Below are 18,928 nucleotides of genomic sequence, written 5' to 3'. Positions count from 1 at the left end.
AAAAGGCTTCTTAGAGCTGTGATTTTTTCTTATTGTAAGCAATAAGCGCATCAGCTGCAGTCCACATGGCACTGCCAAGAAGTACAATATCCTTGAGTATAAAGCCTCCGTCACTCGGTACCGGAAGACCCTCCTGGGTTATCCACATTCCCGGTGTTGAAATCAGAAAAGTAAGACTAGTGATAAACATAAGCACAGCTCCAAAGCTGCCATAGGCAGAGAGTTTTGGTTGCCATGGTTTTATGGCTATCAGAACGGCAAGGACAATTTCGACAGCACCAATCAGTGCAGACACCTGTCCAACACTTAATAATCTGTAAAGCCATGACATAAACGGACTGTTTGCTACAAGGGGCTGAATTGCCTCAGCTTCAAAGGCATAAAATTTGAATACCCCAAAGCTCAATAGCAGTAAAACCAGCGAATAGCGGGTAGCTACTGTACCAACAGTGTTAAGCTGCTCTGTAGTAATACTGGAAAAAATAGTTTTGGAAATACTCTCAGTTTGAAAAGAATTACCTTGGTAAGCGGATGATGAATTTTTCATAATACTTAAATTTAATAATTAATAAAACTTTATTTGTTACATTTAAAGATGTGTCTTTAATTACAGGGAATAGCTAAAATATTAATATAAAACTTTTAAAGTTATATTTAAAAAGCTGAATTATCCCTGCTCTTTCATGTGTTTTTATTTACACGCCACACTGACTAATTGATTTTCTGAATCAAGGACATGTTGAAGTTTCGTATAAAGATCTGCTATAGTTTGTTTTTCAAGTACAGGTCGCATCGCAAGTTCGGCAGCGCTGAATGGTGCATTCACCAATTGCGATAAATTTCTGCTTACCGGGCATTCCGGGTTTACCTTAGGCTTATTGAAAAGTTCACGGTCGCTTACAGCAAGGTAAATTTCCCATAGCGAGATTTGTTCTACCTTTTTAGTCAGATGAAATCCCCCCTGTTTTCCTGCCACACTCGCCAATATACCGGCAGAACGCAATTCGGTTGCTATGCGGCGTATTACAACCGGATTAGTATTGACACTCTCCCCTAGCTCCTTGGAAGACAAAAGCGCTTCTCCCCTGAAATGGAGGTAAAGGCAGATATGAATGGCGGTAGTATATTTTGCGTCAGCTTTCATCGTTCGTAAATGTTTTTACAAATGTAACAAATAAAGTTTCATTTAAAAAAATATTTTGCAATATTTTTTTCATTATTTCATTATAATCCCTGTAAACACTGTAGAATATTTTAATAACTACTGCTATTTTATTCTTTAAACTGCCACAAAACTTTGAAATATTACTCATTACCATTAAGTAAAAGCATAAAAATATACCTCCCACTCTTTGTATCTGCCGCCTGCAAGAAATTGGAATCGCAAAAAGTTAAACCAGTTCAACCTTATTTCCTAAACCAGTTCATTTTTATTTTTATTATTCTGTCCAAACTTTGCAATGTCAATAAAGACAATTAATTTAAATATAATAAAAATGAAAAATTACATCCTGCTTTCGGCTTTTTCCATTCTTTCCATAGCATGTAACAACGACGATAAAGATTCAAAGCCTAAGCACCCATCGCTGCAAGAAAAATACACTATCAATGAAATTGGAGTGTATCCTGAGGGAATTGATTACGATTCCAAAAATGAAAAATTTCTATATGGCTCCATGTATAAAGGCACGGTATATTCTCTGAGCCCAAAGGGAGAAGTTAAATCATTTGCAACAAGCAGCAAATTGGTTTTACCAACCGGACTATTTACAGATGAGGTGCGAAACAGGCTAATAGTAGCCAACGCCGATTTAGGAATATCTCAGAAAAGTACTGAAGGAAGCGCCGGCTCAGTCGCAACCGTCGCTATATTTAATCTTGATACAGGTGCACTAATTAAAGAAATTGACTTAAAAAATTTCACTCCAGGTGCGGGATCATGCCCGAATGATATTGCTGTGGACTCTAATGGAATTATTTATGTTACCGATTCATTTTCCCCAGTTATCTATAAAATTGACAACAACTATACTGCATCTGTCTTTCTAAATAATGCTTTATTTGAGCCCGCAGCTGGTGCATTTGGTCTGAATGGAATTGTTTTCCATCCTGACGGTTACCTGCTGGCTGCTAAATCTGACACTGCAAAAATATTTAAGATACCCCTTTCTAACCCTCAAAATAGTACTGAAGTTACAGGTATGCAGTTCGCCTCGCCCGATGGACTCGAACTGGACAAGGACAATAACCTTGTTGTGGTTGAAAATGGGCTTGGACTTGGAAAGAGCTACACATTTAAAAGCACTGACAACTGGGCAAGTGCTTCGAAGGTCAGCGAAACAAATATCGGAAAGGATGAGTTTCCTACAACAGCAGCTCTTGCTTCAGATGGCAATGTTTATGTTATCAATTCTAAATTAGGGAAACTACTGGGCGGCGATCAATCACAATCCACTTTTGTCATTCAAAAAATAAAATAATTCCCGAGTTATTAAGATAAACCCTATGTCCAAAAAAACGACATAGGGTTTTATTTTTCATAAATATTTAAAACACCAATCTTCCACATAACCTTGGTTAGCCAAAAAGCGGGTTGAGTAGAGAGATCCTCTTCAATTTACAGCCATAAATATAGATTCTTATAAGGCAATCATAAGGGTTACCTTATTGACCACTCCGACTGCTGCGGATGTTCTTTTCAATAAACCACTTTGTAAAACCGCTACCTCAGCGGGCTTCTAAATTATCAAAACCAACCGTTACTCATTACGTATAAAAATACAGCGTTGAATGTACAATATAGCTGATGTAACAAATAGATTTTTCATCATTTGATATTCAAAATGATCAGGCAGTTTTGTCTCAGCAGATATGTGATCTCGAGAAATTTGAATTTTATTAAAATAAAAATTATAATAATTGTAAGGAGTTAGCTACTGTTCCGACTAAGGGATTAACGATATAATCATAATAACATATTTAAAACGAGCAATATGGAAAAACGAATTATCAATAAATAACTACCAAAAGAGTACCCGGACTTCACAGTTACGGACTCTTGCCTTATAATAAAAGTATTTACTAATTCATAAAAATCAAAATCATGAAAATCAAAATCACAATCCTGACCCTCTTAATTTCGTGCATAACCATATCCGCTTTTGCTCAGAAAAAAGAAAAAACACCTGATTATGCGGCAATAGTCCGTAAGTTCCATGACAACTATTCCAAAGGGCTTGTTGAGGCTAACGGGGAAATGGTTGACCCTAATGTTATAATTGAAGTCAACGGCGGGGCCAAAAATAAGATCAACGGCGAGACCTTCACAGGGAAAGAAGCCTTCGTTGAATTTTTAAAACGTGACAAACGTATGTTTAAGGATGGCAAACTCACCCATCTTCAATTGATTACCCAAGGGCGTGAGGTTGCAGTTCGCTTTTATATGGAAGGAACACATACCGGTCCTATTCAGACCCCCGACGGCGTAATAGAGCCTACCGGAAAAAAAGTGCATTTGGAGGTTACCGAATTTGCCTATTTTTCACCTGAAGGCAAGTTGCTGCATGTACACACGCTTTACAACACTCTGGGACTTCTGACGCAGCTCAAAGCCAAATAAATCCGAAGATTAACCCACGTCGGCCCAGCTGACCAGATAATTATTTTTTAGAATCTTTAATCAATTGGAAGTATTTAAATATAAATCATGACGATATAAAGCTCGCAACTCCATACGAATAGCAATTTGAGCGTACCCAATATACTTTCATGATCGTTCTAACAATTAAACCGAAATAAATATGAAAAAATTAATTTATCTCTTAGCAATCTCTGCATCATTAGCTATGCAGTCGTGCAAAAACAATTCTGAAAGTTCAACAAACAATTCTGACAGCACAGCAAATGCGGTCAATAACAAAAAAAAACAAATTATGGAAAAACGAATTATTAATCCTTGGGATTATCAGGACAATTTTGGATACGTTCAGGCAGTTGAAATTAAAAACCCACAAGGAACCTTGTACTGTGCAGGGCAGGCGGCATTGAATGCAGAAGGACAGCCTAGTTCGGCCGATATGCCGGGCCAACTGACGCAGTCACTCGAAAATCTGGAAATAGTCATTGCTAAATCGGGGTATAATTGTAAGGATATTGTCAGACTGAATTTTTATACGACATCAGTTCCGGAATTACTTGCTTGCTGGAAGATCTTCACTGACTGGGCGGCCAGGCACGATGTGAAACAGGCAAGCACGATGCTCGAAGTAAAAGGACTCTTCATTGAGTCATTGAAAGTAGAAATAGAAGCTACGGTCGTTAAATAACCGAATTAAACAAGAAGTTATCTGCAAGATGATTTTAGTTTTTTTTGGAATCAATAGGGATTCTTTAGATGTAAATCATGACGATTTGAAGCATATGGGGATAGAAATTTTAATACATCCAATGCTTTTAAGATCGTTGTAACAATTAAACCAACATACATATGAAAAAATTAATGTATCTATTCGCAATCTCTGCATCCATAGCCATGCAGTCCTGCAAAAACAATTCTGAAAGTTCAGCAGATATTGCTGGCAGCACGGCAATTGCAGCCGATTCAGCCAGCACATCCGAAACACCTGCAGCTGAAGTGGCTTCGGGCGGCACCGACATTAAAGGAATAGTCTGGAAAGAGCTAGAGAAGCTACCGCTGGCGTCCGATCCCGCGAAGGAAGAAAGCATCGGTATTGCGGTGATCCAGCCTAGCGCACCAGCCGAGAAGCATAGTCACGCGGAAAATGAGATTGGTTACGTTCTCGAGGGTGAGTCTGAGCTCGAGGTAGAGGGACAGCCATCACGCACTATTAGAGCCGGCGACAGCTTTGCGATCCCGGCAGGCAGGGTACACCGGGCCAAGCCTACGGGAAGCGTACCGCTTAAGGTAGTCGTAACCTACATCGTTGCAAAAGGGGAACCGCTGGCAAGGCCTGCAAAATAATTCATTCTGGCGGCCGGTCACTGCTATGGCATCGCCTCATAGATTTTCAAGAATGTGACTGGTTTGTATACTTTACGCAGCGCAAATTGGTTTTGTTACGGTTTCTAAATTATCACAACCATAAGTAATCGAAACGTTTCTTAGCAGGAATATTATACACTCTGCCACTGTGCAATTTGGCCGGCCTGATGTTACAATTGTCTTTGATGTAAATGCAGAACAGGCTGCAGCATCAAGAAAAAAAGCTTTTGCAGATGCTGCCAAAAATAAATACCGGGCTGCCTCCGATCATATCTCCTTTCCAGGAATTAGTCACATAAGAGCTGAAAGTGCCGGATTTAAATGGTTTCCTGTACATTATTCGACAAATGGACATGGGCATTAGAATACCGAACCTTCTCATTTGAGTTGCTGTTCCTTTTGTGTGTAATGCTTTTTTTAATTAGCTGTATCTTTGTGTTTTAGGTGACCAGTATTGCTACATATTGGTTACAAAAAATAAACTTTTTTTAGTCTCTTTGCATTACTAATTTAAAATCTGATAAAATGAAACGTCTTTTTTTTAACATTCTAATTATCGTAAGTAGTTGTGTAGGTGTATCTGCTCAGCAAAAAAATTATACTGCCGGATATTACGGCATCAAAGTTGGAGAATTTACAGTTACTGCATTACTTGATGGGACTGTACCTGTAGATGCTAACAAATTATTGGTCTCCAGCAATAAAAAACAAGTAGATCAACTACTAGAAGAATCGTTTATAAATAATCCTGTTGAAACGTCTATAAACGCCTATTTAATTAAAACGCCGCAAAGGCTTATACTTGTTGATGCCGGTGCAGGAGAGCTTTTTAAAAGTCCGGTATCCGGAAATTTAACTGAAAGTATTCAAAATGCAGGTTACAAGGCTGAACAAATAACAGATATACTCCTTACACATATCCATTTAGACCATTCGGGAGGATTGACTGTCAAAGGAAATATTCAGTTTCCTAATGCCGTTGTGCATGTTGATAAAAATGAACTGGACTTTTGGTTACAACACGAAAAACCTGCTGTTGATGAACCTGCAGGATACACCGCAAATCGCGGAGCCTTTTTAGCCTTGAAGCCTTACATACAAAAAGGCAGTGTTAAGACATTTCAAGGAGCTGCAGAACTATTTCCAGGCATTAGTTCTGCTCCTTATTACGGTCATACTTATGGGCATTGTGTATATGTATTGAAAAGTAATCGGGAAAAACTTGTATTTATTGGTGATTTAGTACATATTGGTGCAGTTCAGTTCCAAGCACCTAGGCTGTCTAACGAATTTGATTTCGATAAAATTAAGGCAATAGCGCAGCGGGAAAAAATATATAAGGAGGCTGCTAATGAAAATTACCTTATAGCCGCCGATCATATTGCATTTCCTGGATTTGGCAGGTTAAAAAAAGATGGTGACGGTTACAAATGGATTCCTTCTAATTTTAGCAGTACAGGAAGTACCAGGTAAACTATATTTTAAAGGATAGAAATCTTTTATATTTCTTTTTACCAACAAAATAGTCATATTATTTATTAAGTCCGAAAATAAAATTCGTACGATCTGAATCTTCCTAATCTGCCCCAGACAGAGATTTAAAGGTCATTAACTTTCATACGGATTTACATGAAATGGACATCATACCTGAAAGTGGAGATTTAAGCACTAGTGGATCCCTTTTTGCCACAAAAAGCTAAGGCGAATTACAAAGATATTTTACTTGTATAAACATTAGGGCAGAATCGTGCCACAAGGTATTTAAACCATTAAAATTCAACAAAATAAACCACTAAGAAGCTTAGCTTCGAAACGTATTAAAGCTATTTTATTTCTATTTATTTTATTTCGTTAACAGATTAGGTCCCGTTCCCGCTACGGAGAATAACCCCTCAAAATTTTGATGGGTCATTTTTTTTATTTATTATTTGTATTTAATCTAAATAAAGCTAGATTTGCATTCTAAAAATAAATAACCGCCATGAAATTATCTTTCTCATTTATGCTGCTCGCCATTTTTAATATTGGTATGGCACAAAATGCTAAAATTACCGGAAAAATTGTTTCCGAAAATAACGAAGCCATCTCTTATGCTTCTGTCTCAATTAAAAGCCTTAAAAAAAATGCCAGTTCTGACAATAAAGGAAATTTTGAAATTGATAACCTGTCGCCAGGAAATTATACTTTATCTTTTTCGTCAATGGGCTTTTCAGCTCAGGAAAAAAATGTGGAACTTCATGAAAATGAAAACCTTGAAGTTTCGATAGTTTTACAGGAAAACATCAATACGCTTCAGGCTGTAGAAATTACAGGACGTAAAGAGAAATCATATAAAAATACGAAATCTTTTATTGGAGCCAAAACAGAAATCGCTTTAAAAGATCTACCACAAGCAGTTTCGTATGCGACCAAAGAATTAATAGCAGATCAGGGATCTATACGTGTAGGCGAAGTGGTAAAAAATTTCAGTGGTGTGAGCCAGTTTACTTTTTACGATGATATTTCGATTAGAGGTTTTAGAATTAACGGAGGAAGTAACACGCAATTGCTAAATGGTATGCGAACCTCTACAGGATTTTGGAAACAGCCGCTTGCCAATTATCTGGAACGTGTTGAAGTTTTAAAAGGACCTTCATCCGCCCTTTTTGGAAACGCTTCTCCGGGAGGAGTGATAAACAGAGTAACAAAAAAACCTTTGGACCAAGCCGCAAACAGCGTGAGTTTTTCTACCGGAAGTTTCAATACTTTGAGGGCTTTAGCTGATTTTACAGGACCATTAACAGAAGACAAATCGCTTTTATACAGATTGAATTTGGGTTATGAAAATGCAAATTCTTTTAGAGATTTACAATTCGATAAAAATATTGTGCTTGCTCCTTCCCTTTCCTTTCTTCCAAATGATAAAACCAGTGTCAATTTTGATTTAATTTATACCAGTTCAAAAAGTATACTGGACCGTGGACAGTCGACCTATGAAAATAATTTATACTCAACTAAAACTTCCAATTCATTAAATTCTACGAATGATTATTTAAACGAAGAAACATACATCGTAACGACTTCCTTAAATCATCAATTTACAGATCGTTTGTCCTTTTCAGGATCTTACATACGTACGGGGTATACAGAAGATCTTTTAGAACATCGCGGCGCAAACAAATATGCATCTGCCGGTGACGGATCTACTATTCCAACTGCAATAGAAATGCAGGTTTTTATGCGAAAACGTAAACGTTATATCGATAATCTTTCTACCTTTTTTAAATACGAAGCCAAAACAGGAGCTTTAGAGCATAACCTGATCCTGGGTTACGATTATGCCCAGGAGGAAGTTCCTTCGGGAGGTTCGCAACTGCAGGCCACAGGATATAGAAATGCTGCAAATACAGGATCGATTGCAACTTATAACCCGGCCAATAAAGCTAGTTATTTATTGGATGCCAAAGGTAATCCGGTGCCAAACGTGGCGCATTTTGATTTGACAAATCCATCAGGATCACAACAGTTAAAAGACATGAGCAAGTATTTTTATGCAGCCCGTCCTTTCGATCCTACTTTTTATTCATTATACGGAGTTTATCTTCAGGATCATGTTAAGTTTGGTGCATTTCAGGCTTTAATTGGAGTGCGTTACGACGAATACAGCGATAAGGAAAACTACAAAAAAACGAATGAAGGTAAAGTAAAACAACATTCGTTTTTACCACGTTTTGGACTAACTTATACCGTTAACCCAAACATTAATTTATACGGAACTTATGTAAAAGGTTATAATCCTCAAACGGCTTCTTCCTTATCAAATCCAAATGCCGGAGGGCCATTTGATCCGTTAGAAAGTAATATGATCGAGTTTGGAGGAAAATCTTCCTGGTTTAAAGATAAACTTTTTATAACCGTTGCCCTTTTTAAAATTCAGCAGAAAAACACTTTATATCCGGCAAACGATACTACAAATCCTGATTTGATGCGTGCTATTGGTGAAGAAGAATCCAAAGGCATTGAAATTGATTTGAACGGAAATATCACAAGAAACTGGAGCATCTCTGCCGCCTATTCTTATAATGAAGCCGCAATTTCTGAAAGCCCGATTGAATCTGAAATTGGAAGACAAAAACCAAATACTCCACGTCAGCAGGGGAATTTGTGGACACGTTATAATTTTACAGACGGAGCTTTGAAAGATTTTGGACTTGGTTTTGGAAGCAATTTTGCGACTACACGTACACTGAGCCAAACCAATACTCAGACGCTTCCGGGATATACCTTATTTAATGCTGCATTGTATTACAACATTAATAAATTTAAAATTCAGGTAAATGCCAATAACATACTAAACAAAACATATTGGGTTGGTGGTTATGATTTTATTCGTTTGTTCCCGGGTGCGCCTTCAAACTGGCTTTTAACTCTTGGTTACTCCTTTTAAAAACTTCTGCATTATACTTGAATCCGATTTTTTGCACTTTCATTACATGAATAAAACATTTAAAAAAAATATTAGTTTTTTACATTTATGGCTCGGACTTTCGTCCGGGCTTATTGTATTTATCGTAGCTCTTACCGGAAGTATTTTAGTTTTTGAAGAAGAAATTGATGCTTTTGTCAATCCTGAATTTTATAAGGTTTCGACTATCGGAACAAAAAAATTACCTGTTGATCCTTATGTTAACGCGATCACGAAAAAATATGGAATAACAGAATTAGATCGTATTCAGACTTATACAGATCCGGAGAGAACTGTAATTATTTCCGGAACCGATGCCGATAAAAGAGATCGGATTTTTTCCGTAGATCCCTATACCGGAAAGGTATTGGGAACAATTCCTGAAAAAAGCAGGTTTTTTTCTGTAATACTCGATTTACATCGTCATTTGCTTTTAGGGAAAGCGGGCAAACTTATTACGGGCTGCAGCGGTCTGATTTTCGTTTTTATGCTGATTTCGGGTCTTATTTTATGGTGGCCGAAAAAAAAGAAAAACCTAAAGCAGAGATTAACCGTAAAATGGAATGCTTCCTTTAAAAGAGTCAATTGGGATTTTCATTCTACCTTTGGTTTCTACACCTTATTGTTTCTTCTAACCATATCGCTGACCGGATTAACCTGGTCTTTTAAATGGTTTGAGAGCGGTATCTACTTATTGGCAGACGGGACAACCAAAAAGCCTTCGGCTAAAGTTGAAAATCCAACAAAAACAGATCCTAAACCTGACAAAACATATTTTTATCAAAAGATACTTTTGAAAACAGACAGTATTTATAAATATAAAGGAGATACTCAAATCAGAATCCCATCTGATACGATAAACAGCATAATGGTAATTAAACTAAATCTTGAAAAATCGATTCCAAATATTTCAAGTATGGTTTATTTTGATAAATATACAGGTGAACTTTTAAAAATCAAGCCTTACGAATCTTTCAGCAATGGCGATAAAATACGCCGTCTTATTTATCCCATTCATACCGGAAGCATCTATGGTTATCCAACAAAAATTCTGGCTTTTTTGGTCTGTCTTTTCGCAGTAACCCTCCCGGTAACCGGATTTTTAATCTGGTGGGGAAGAAAATTAAAAAAAGTCAGTAAATTTTAACCCTAAATATTTTAGTATTACTTTTCATATTTTGTTAATTTGAAGCGTTTTCAATTGTAATCTATAAACAAATTTAGTTGTTTGCTTTCTTAAAACGCGCTGTCGGCATTTTTAAAGCCCCTTGTTAAGGCTTTGACATCAGTTATATCAGCTGCGATAATTTCTGCATCCAAGCCACGATATTTTTCCAGTTTTTCCGTGTGCCTTGCTATCAATTTTACATGATGCCCTTCATTCAGAAGGTTCTCCGCAATTTTGCTTCCGACTGTCCCTGTTGCTCCGAGTATTACTATTTTTCGTTTCATTTCGTTTAAATTTTAATGATTAATTACATTACAAAGATGTTGTGACTGAGGGGGATAAACTTGTATCAAATCACTGTTCTGAAGCAGGATTATTATTGGAGATTACCACTATACATTCCTCCGTCAAAATGAACCGAACCGTTCTGTGTCATGAACAGTACAACATCACTTGTTTCAACCGACCGAAATGCTGGGCTCTCCTTTTCAATTAATGCACTTTCACCAGTAGTAAGCAAAGTGTTTTCATTGACATTTATCGCTCCGTCGAATACATAAAAAAGGAATACCACATTTTCGGCCGGGGATTCAGGCAGGAAAATTTCCTCGCCCTTTTCTAATCGTAAATCCATCAACCAGGTTTGACTTCTTATTTGCAAAGGGTAATCATCTCCTTTACCCGCTATTTTCCTCCATTGATTTTTACTGTAGATTTCGCCTAATTGATGAAACTGGACTTGCGGGTTCAAACCGTTAATTTCCGGTCTGATAAATATCTGCAACCCATTTAAAACTCCTCCTTCTTCCAAAACCTGTTCCTCGTGGAAGAAACTTGCCCCTGCATTCATCATCATCAATTTCCGATTAGAAAGAACATTCGTGTATGATTCGGAGTCACGGTGTTTGACTTCACCACTTCTTAAATAGGTCAGGATTTCATCATCTTTATGTGGATGCATCGGGATAAGCGTTCCGGGAGTAATCCGTGCATGGTCTATTCTTCCTATTGTGGAATAACCGGTGTCATTTAGTTGAGGCCGGATAAGTCCCGGATATAAAATTTGAATTCCAAAACCACCGTGCTGTTTACCATATTTTATGGCATTGTCAATTTTAGCTATCATCTTTGTGATTATTGGTGTCCTTAATTTATTTCTACGACAACTTTACCAATGTAACCTCCCTTTTCAGCGTACTGATAGGCTTCTTTGTATTGTGTAAATGGAAATACTTTATTAACTTCTATATCCAATCCCCCCATTACTGCATTCAACAAAACATTTGTATGTTTAAGTGATGGACTGGAAAGTAGTACAATGTGCTTTTTACCTGTAAATAGATTTTTTAAAATTGATCCTGGAATTTCAATTGGTTTTGGCGTTGGGTTTAGGAAAATGGATTTTGGCTTCATTATTTGTCTGGCGCTTTTGTATCCCATTTTACCTGATAAATCGATGACAATATCATAAGTGAGTTTGCTTAAAAGCACATTTTCTTTACTATAGTCGATTACAGTATCTGCACCCCATTTTTTTGCAAATTCCACACCTTTATTACTTGTAACTGCAGTAACCTTAGCGCCACGTTGTTTTAATAGCTGAAGTAAGAACATGCCGAAACCGCCGGTTGCTCCATTTACCAGAATGGTAGTCCCCGAATCGATTTTACCCATTTTTTGCAGTGCTGTCAATGCTGCTGTACCGACTACCGGAATTGAGGCAGCCTGAAAGAAATTGACAGTAGATGGTTTTTTCCAGATTAATGAAGCCGGCACTGCAACATATTCGGCTGAAGCACCCTCTTTCATCATGTCTTTAACAACCCCAAAAACTTCGTCTCCGATTTTAAAACCGTTTACAGAAGATCCTGCCTCCGTAACAATTCCTGCAAAGTCAGCAGCTGTGTTTTTTGGGAATTTCGAACCGGACATTAATTTCATTTCGCCTTTTCTAATTTTCCAGTCCATTGGATTGATAGAAAATGCTTTTACTTTTACCAATACCTGATTTGAATTGATAGTAGGTTTTGGTTGTTCTACAGTTTGCAAAACATTTGAGTTTCCAAACTTTTGATAGGCTATTGCTTTCATCTTATTATTTTTTTTTTAAATGTTTAATTTGATATGACAAAATTGCAAACAACCCGGACGGGAAACTTGTATCAAATCACTATAGTGTTTTGAAAGCAAAAACGATTATCATGAAAAAAGAAAGAGGTACCAACTTTTATGTTGGTACCTCTCTGGAAGTGGTATTTAATTTATAATAATAACGCTAGTACACCTGTATCAAATCGCTGCTGAATTTTAGGGCTTTAGGTGGCATACCAAACATTTCATACATGTACTTGTTTAATTGTGGAAGGTCATAAAAGCCGGTGTCGTAAGCAATATCAGTTAAGCTTCTTTCTTTATCTGATAGGGTAAGGTAGATTACCTGGCGTAAACGTGTCCACAATAAATATTTAGACAGGCTGCTGCCAGTTTGCTGCTTGAAAAGTGATGCTAAACGAGATGGGGAAAGGAAAACTATATCTGCAAAGGTTTGTGGTGTAATATCTGATTTATAGTAATTATCCCTTATATACTCCACTATTTTCGTAACCCTTTCATCAAAAACTACAGTTGGTATTTTAGAGATCAAAGCATCTATAACATGGTGAACGTCTAAACTATCTTTAGCTGTTTGAAAGAAGGTGTGTGTTTCAGATGGCGAATCAAAAACAATATATTCTTCGTTTTCCTTAAATCTGCCTGCCAACTCTAAACCAATATCAGAATAGGGCTCAATATTAAGAACATTTAATGTCCCTTTTTCTGCCACACAAAAATGCGTAACATGAGGCTTTATCAAAAAGCCGTGGATACGCTCCTTAAGCTTACCGCTAATTGTTGAATTGAAAGGCGTGTCATTTGACAACACTATCTGATATGCAGAATGATGATGAATTTCAACGGTAAGATTTCGTGCCTGAAGGCCTAGAATAAATGGGTTCATAATTCAGTTTTTATTTATTGACTAGTTCTTTAATAATAAGCAGCAATAAATCAATTATTCAATAAATATATTAAAAATCTTTAGATCGTATTTAAATTTGTCAGTATTGGAAATTTTTTGAACTACGCTTAAATTCCGATTTTAGTTTTTCTGCAGAAAGCGAAAATTTCTTGTTTGCCGGAACTTAACTTTAAAATATCAAAAAAGGGTCAAAACAGCCATAAAGTGTTCGATTGTAATCCCTGAAAACCCGCTCATCTAAAAAAGATTGATGTTCATCCAATTTGTAATATCATTATAAGATAAGAGATTATATTTACAGCTCTATATCACTGTTTTTAATAGATACGAATTCCAGATAAATGAAAAAGTTAGTATTTAATTTTTTGTGGCAGGGCCTTAAAAAAGGAAACAACATTTTCCCTCCCTCTTTTCATGGGTATTTTTTTCTCTGGGCCATCTTTTTTTCTTTTAGCAGCAAAGTTTTTCCACAGGATTTATTAGTCTCTCCAATCGAAAACAGACACCAGCTCAATGAGGAAAAAATCAGGCATTTTATTGAACTGCAGGATGGCAGAATAGGTGTTTTTACTGAGGGAATGCTCAACTTGTATGATGGAGCAGATTTTAAGACAATAGAAATTGACGATGATAATTCTGCTCCTCTGATAGCATACAGGGGATTTCATCACAGTTATTTCGAGCATAATCGCATTTGGTTTAAGTATAAAGGGAAGATCAGCCTGATTAATGTTTCAAAAGAAAAGAGTGAAGCTGATCCAATTCAAACGCTGCGTTTTTTAGGATTTAAAGGCACACCGGTTGATTTATTTGTTGATGAAAAAAAAGATATATGGGTCATAAATGATTTGGGGGCACTGCTTTGTTACAAGCAGGATTCAAAAAAGGTGGTCTGCTTTTTAAAGAAAATTTTTATTAAGGGCAGTCCTGATGAACTGGTTTACGATGTTGTTGTTCATGAACAAAAAGTATATTTAATTTATAAATCCGGATTAATCCGTTGTTTTGACTATTTCACATCAAAAGAGATTTATAAACTATCTGTTGTCAAAGATACCTTAGATGATTTTACTGATTGGAATCACACCACGGCGGTTGGTAAATATCTATACCTTGTAAGGTCCGGAATCGGGAAAGGACAGTTTATCCGATATGATACGCAGACCCGGCAGTCCATAGTCTTATTACAAGCCAACACCTACTGGCTTAACACCTTTGCGGCAAATAAGAATGGGGACTTTTTCATTAGCTGCAGCAAAGGGCTTTGGTACTTTAGGTCAGGCAGTACCGTGGGTAGTTTTTATCCTGAGTTAAATTTAACCGAAAAAGACAAAATAAAAACCGAAGTAAGTACTGTTTTATTTGATTATCAGGGGGGGCTTTGGATAGGGACCTTAAACAAAGGAATTTATTATCATCATCCGGATCGTTCTCGCTTTAAATATTATCAAAAAAGCAATTTCAACTTAAAAGATAATGACGAATTTCAGGTAAATTGTTTTGAAGAAACTGGTAACGGGAAATTACTTATTGGTACAAATCAAGGACTTTATATAACCAGACTTCCTCTCACTCATAGTAAATCATTCAAGGTTTTGCTCCCTCAGTTGCAGTGCCATTCTCTGCTAAAAGATGCTGCGGGTCACGTATGGATTTCGACCAATAAAGGACTATATGTATTTGGGACAAATGGCTTAATAAAACAATACACAAAACAATTTACCAATAGTGTTTACCAAACCACAAAAGACGAAATATTTGTCTGCACTGATTCCGGAATTTTCAAGTGGAATAATTCTTTACAGTCTTTTGGCTTATCTTTTTTGATTAATTCTCCTGTTGATGTATTTCAAATCACCCAGTGGAATCATCAATTGATAGGCATTTCTTCTAATGGTCCTTTTATGATGAATATTGCAGGTAATAAAATTATAATGCCTTTAGCAAAAGGGCAGAAAAGAATGCCTATGTTTAGCCAGAAGAACCATAAATACAGTTGCCTTTTATCTGATTCTGACCAGGATTTATGGCTGGGAACTTATAATGGACTGACAATTTGGGATCATAAAAAACAAAAATTATATGAATTAAATACCGATAGAGGTTTAGTCAATAATAGCATTAAGGCGATAGTGGAAGATATAGATCGTTCCTTTTGGGTTACCACTTCGCGTGGTGTAAGCCATATTATTAAAAAAAGGGCCGCAAACCAGCTTACTTTCAGAATCGTAAATTATGATAAATTTACCGGAGTGCTGGAATATCCATTTACGGATCGTGCTGCGCTTATTTCTTCAAAAAACGGATTGTTTATCGGGGGAATAGACGGCATGAATAATCTAAAAAGAAATGATATCAGAGACAAACAGTATGTTCTTAATCCGATATTATTTAATTTTAAATTGTTTGGCAAAAATGTGACAAGTGGTCAGAAAGTAAACAAAGAGATTATTTCACAAAATGCCATAGCATCAACCGATACTTTAAAGCTAAAATATGATCAAAACTTTTTTAGCATTGGGTTTTCCGGACTCAATTATATCAATGAGTCACACACTTATTTCAGATATAAGCTGGATCATATCGATCACAATTGGCGCAGCGAAAATTCTACCGCCGGAATAGGTGAAGCCAGTTATACCAATATAACTCCGGGCCATTATATGTTTATGGTGCAGGCCAGTTCTGACGGTCTTCATTGGCCAGGCAGGAAAAAAAATCTTTTAATAATCATTGAGCCCCCTATATGGGATACGATTCTTGCCAGAGTACTTTATTTGCTATTATTGTGTATGGGGATTACTTTTATTTCTAAGGCGCTTATAAAACGTAATGCTTTAATTCGCAGGAAGCAACAAGATTATGCTATAGAGATGGCAAAGTCGGATTTTATAACCAATATGAGTCATGAATTGCGTACGCCCCTGACACTAATAATAACACCTTTAAAATCGCTGCTTGTAAAAGTAGAAGATCAGAAAATAAAAAAAGAACTGCTTCAAATTAGCTCCAGTAGCGACCTTTTACTGGATACAGTCAATCAGCTGCTTGATTTTAAAAAGATTGATACCGGAGAAGAAATACTGCATCGCAATTTTTATGATAATCTTTCATTCATCACTGAATTGTGTAAAGCCTATGTATCAATAGCAGAGGAAAAGGAAATTGATTTTATCTGGGATATTGATCCGCAAAACGATGATTTATATCTGGACAGGCAAAAAATTACCAGAGTAATAATTAACCTGCTTTCCAATGCTTTTAAATTTACAGGATCCGGGGGTACCGTTAAATTTTCAGCTGTAATTGACAACAAGGATAAAGTTCTGATAATTTTGGTTGAAGATTCAGGAATTGGAATTCCTAAAACAGAAATAGATAATGTTTTTAATCGTTTTTATCAGGCCAACAATCAAAATGGGGGATCTTCTGGCAGCGGCATAGGCCTTTATATTGTAAAATATTATGCAGCATTGCATGGCGGGTGGGCAGGCGTAACGAGTAATCCAGGGCAGGGAACTTGTTTTAAGGTACTGTTTTCCGTTGGTAAAGAAACCGAATTAACCTCTTTTAAAGAAGGAGAAGAATCAACAAGAAAAAATATACTTATTGTTGAGGATCACATTATTTTTAGAAGTTATCTGGCAGATGAATTGAAAAAGCATTATAATGTGATCACAGCCAATAATGGAGAAGACGGTTTAAAGAAAGCAATATTTCATGTTCCGGATCTTATCGTAACAGATATGATGATGCCCCTAATGGATGGTCCTGAATTAAGTCAGGCCGTTCGAAATACTATTGCCGTGAGTCATATTCCCATTATTATGCTTACGGGAAGAAGCTCTGATGAGTCCAGATTTGAAGGTTATAGCGCTGGAATCGATGCCTATATGGTAAAACCCTTTGATATTAATTTGCTGCTGCTTCGAATTAATAAACTGCTGGAGATAAACGAGACAAGGCGAAAAACATTTATTGATAAAAAGGAAGTACAAATTGATGCCTTAACAGATAATCCAATTGATCAGGAGTTTTTAAAACGTACTTTTCAGTGTGTCGTAAATAATTTGTCTAATTCTGATTATACAGTAGAAAGGTTCAGTGAGGATATGAATATGGATCGTACTGGTTTATATCGAAAACTTATGGCACTTACAGCTCATTCTCCCACAAATTTTATTCGTATTATCCGGCTTAAAAAAGCAGCTGAATTATTATTGGATAAAAGACTGACCATTGCAGAGGTATCTGATCAGGTAGGTTTTAATAGTATTTCTTACTTTACCAAATGTTTTCATGATGCTTTCGGTAAAACACCCAGCCAGAGCAGGGAGTAAAACATTAAAAAAAATAAATTAATTATTTTTTAATGTTTTGATAAAGTGTGTTTTAGAATTAAACACTATTTAGTTTCAACCTGAGTTATAATTTTTTCAACATAGTTTAAAGGCTATAAAAATGACAAAACTTATTTTTATCAGACTATAAAGTATTGAGCTCAATTAGAAGTGAAGATTATTTACTCCTTATGTACTTTGTTGCTTTTTTGCCTTGATAGTAATGGGCAGAAATTCCAGAAAAAAATTTCTTTACAGTATAGCCTGAAACAGAGCCAGGCAGCAACAATTTGTCCATTCAAAGCTCCTTCCACTGCGGTGCAGAGTTACTTTATGAATTTGCACCAGCTGATGTAGTTTGAAATGTAAACTTATAAAACAAATTCAAATGGCGGAAAAAATAAACGAAAATATAAAAAGCATCAGGGAACTTAAAGATTATACTCAGGAATATATGGCCGTAATGCTTAACATTACCCAGGCGGGCTACAGTAAGATTGAAAAAGGTACCATAACGCTGAGTTGCGATAAATTAGAAGAGATCGCGTTTATATTTGAAATGGATCTCATTAATCTTATAGCGTTTGAAAGCAGTCTGTACCTTAAGAACGATTTTATGAAGTTCAACACCTCTGAGCAGGGTAATCTTTCTAACATTGAGATGCTCTACCAGGATAAAATTATACTGCTGGAGAAACTGCTGGATAAGACCAATAATGAACTTGAAAATTACAAGGATAAATATGGTGGCCTTTAAATATTGGTTTTCGGACCGTTTTTTTAGTACTATAGCTGATGATGAATGACAACAGAACCGCGGTGGTGTATTTGTTTGAAACATTTATAAATAACCCCGGCTTTAAGACAAAATGGTTTTGAAATTATCGTTAATTATTACTGTAAGTTATATTTTACATCCGGAACAAAAGCTATATACTGCCAGACTGCTGTATTT

Annotated in this window: 16 protein-coding genes; 10 read left to right on the top strand and 6 right to left on the bottom strand. The window is 36.4% G+C overall.

What is annotated here, in order from left to right; translation table 11 throughout:
- Positions 1-10 precede the first annotated feature (10 nt).
- Both LPB89_RS16430 and LPB89_RS16425 read right to left on the bottom strand, forming a co-directional pair.
- Positions 11-547: a YkgB family protein gene (locus LPB89_RS16430; protein WP_230702776.1), complete on the bottom strand. Its 537-nt coding sequence runs from the start codon at positions 545-547 to the stop codon at positions 11-13.
- 144 nt (positions 548-691) lie between these two features.
- Complete coding sequence (locus LPB89_RS16425) at positions 692-1,144, bottom strand: Rrf2 family transcriptional regulator (protein WP_230702775.1); 453 nt, start codon at positions 1,142-1,144, stop codon at positions 692-694.
- A gap of 352 nt (positions 1,145-1,496) precedes the next feature.
- Here LPB89_RS16425 and LPB89_RS16420 point away from each other — a divergent pair, with 352 nt between their 5' ends.
- The 8 genes from LPB89_RS16420 (at position 1,497) to LPB89_RS16385 (ending at position 10,593) form a co-directional block, all read left to right on the top strand.
- Positions 1,497-2,480, top strand: coding sequence for an SMP-30/gluconolactonase/LRE family protein (locus tag LPB89_RS16420; protein WP_230702774.1), 984 nt, complete (start codon positions 1,497-1,499; stop codon positions 2,478-2,480).
- Positions 2,481-3,103: 623 nt separating this feature from the next.
- Entirely contained in the window at positions 3,104-3,619 is a 516-nt protein-coding gene (locus tag LPB89_RS16415; protein WP_230702773.1) for an ester cyclase, read from the top strand.
- 181 nt (positions 3,620-3,800) lie between these two features.
- Positions 3,801-4,325, top strand: a complete 525-nt coding sequence (locus tag LPB89_RS16410) for a RidA family protein (RefSeq protein ID WP_370635548.1) — start codon at positions 3,801-3,803, stop codon at positions 4,323-4,325.
- A 161-nt stretch (positions 4,326-4,486) separates the two neighbouring features.
- The gene (locus tag LPB89_RS16405) at positions 4,487-4,981 is read left to right on the top strand and encodes a cupin domain-containing protein (protein ID WP_230702772.1); all 495 of its coding nucleotides are present in this window, start codon (positions 4,487-4,489) and stop codon (positions 4,979-4,981) included.
- A gap of 169 nt (positions 4,982-5,150) precedes the next feature.
- Positions 5,151-5,366, top strand: coding sequence for a hypothetical protein (locus tag LPB89_RS16400; RefSeq protein ID WP_230702771.1), 216 nt, complete (start codon positions 5,151-5,153; stop codon positions 5,364-5,366).
- 161 nt (positions 5,367-5,527) lie between these two features.
- A complete protein-coding gene (locus LPB89_RS16395) occupies positions 5,528-6,475 on the top strand; it encodes an MBL fold metallo-hydrolase (RefSeq protein WP_230702770.1) in 948 nt (315 codons plus the stop codon).
- Positions 6,476-6,983: 508 nt separating this feature from the next.
- Positions 6,984-9,428 (top strand): TonB-dependent receptor, encoded by a 2,445-nt coding sequence (locus LPB89_RS16390; protein WP_230702769.1) that lies wholly within the window; start codon positions 6,984-6,986, stop codon positions 9,426-9,428.
- Positions 9,429-9,474: 46 nt separating this feature from the next.
- Positions 9,475-10,593, top strand: a complete 1,119-nt coding sequence (locus LPB89_RS16385) for a PepSY domain-containing protein (RefSeq protein WP_230702768.1) — start codon at positions 9,475-9,477, stop codon at positions 10,591-10,593.
- An 89-nt stretch (positions 10,594-10,682) separates the two neighbouring features.
- Here LPB89_RS16385 and LPB89_RS16380 read toward each other — a convergent pair whose 3' ends face one another.
- The 4 genes from LPB89_RS16380 to LPB89_RS16365 form a co-directional block, all read right to left on the bottom strand.
- On the bottom strand, positions 10,683-10,898 hold the full coding sequence (locus tag LPB89_RS16380) for an SDR family oxidoreductase (protein ID WP_230702767.1): 216 nt from the start codon (positions 10,896-10,898) through the stop codon (positions 10,683-10,685).
- A 92-nt stretch (positions 10,899-10,990) separates the two neighbouring features.
- Entirely contained in the window at positions 10,991-11,740 is a 750-nt protein-coding gene (locus LPB89_RS16375) for a pirin family protein (protein ID WP_230702766.1), read from the bottom strand.
- 20 nt (positions 11,741-11,760) lie between these two features.
- The gene (locus LPB89_RS16370) at positions 11,761-12,705 is read right to left on the bottom strand and encodes an NAD(P)-dependent alcohol dehydrogenase (RefSeq protein ID WP_230702765.1); all 945 of its coding nucleotides are present in this window, start codon (positions 12,703-12,705) and stop codon (positions 11,761-11,763) included.
- Positions 12,706-12,889: 184 nt separating this feature from the next.
- Positions 12,890-13,612, bottom strand: a complete 723-nt coding sequence (locus LPB89_RS16365) for a helix-turn-helix domain-containing protein (RefSeq protein WP_230702764.1) — start codon at positions 13,610-13,612, stop codon at positions 12,890-12,892.
- A gap of 362 nt (positions 13,613-13,974) precedes the next feature.
- Here LPB89_RS16365 and LPB89_RS16360 point away from each other — a divergent pair, with 362 nt between their 5' ends.
- Complete coding sequence (locus tag LPB89_RS16360) at positions 13,975-17,973, top strand: hybrid sensor histidine kinase/response regulator transcription factor (RefSeq protein ID WP_230702763.1); 3,999 nt, start codon at positions 13,975-13,977, stop codon at positions 17,971-17,973.
- 388 nt (positions 17,974-18,361) lie between these two features.
- Entirely contained in the window at positions 18,362-18,730 is a 369-nt protein-coding gene (locus LPB89_RS16355; RefSeq protein ID WP_230702762.1) for a helix-turn-helix transcriptional regulator, read from the top strand.
- Positions 18,731-18,928 lie beyond the last annotated feature (198 nt).

Origin of the sequence: Flavobacterium sp. ENC, from assembly GCF_020991415.1 — a bacterium.
In the GTDB taxonomy this organism is placed as follows: domain Bacteria; phylum Bacteroidota; class Bacteroidia; order Flavobacteriales; family Flavobacteriaceae; genus Flavobacterium.
This window is presented reverse-complemented; position numbering and strand designations above follow the sequence as displayed.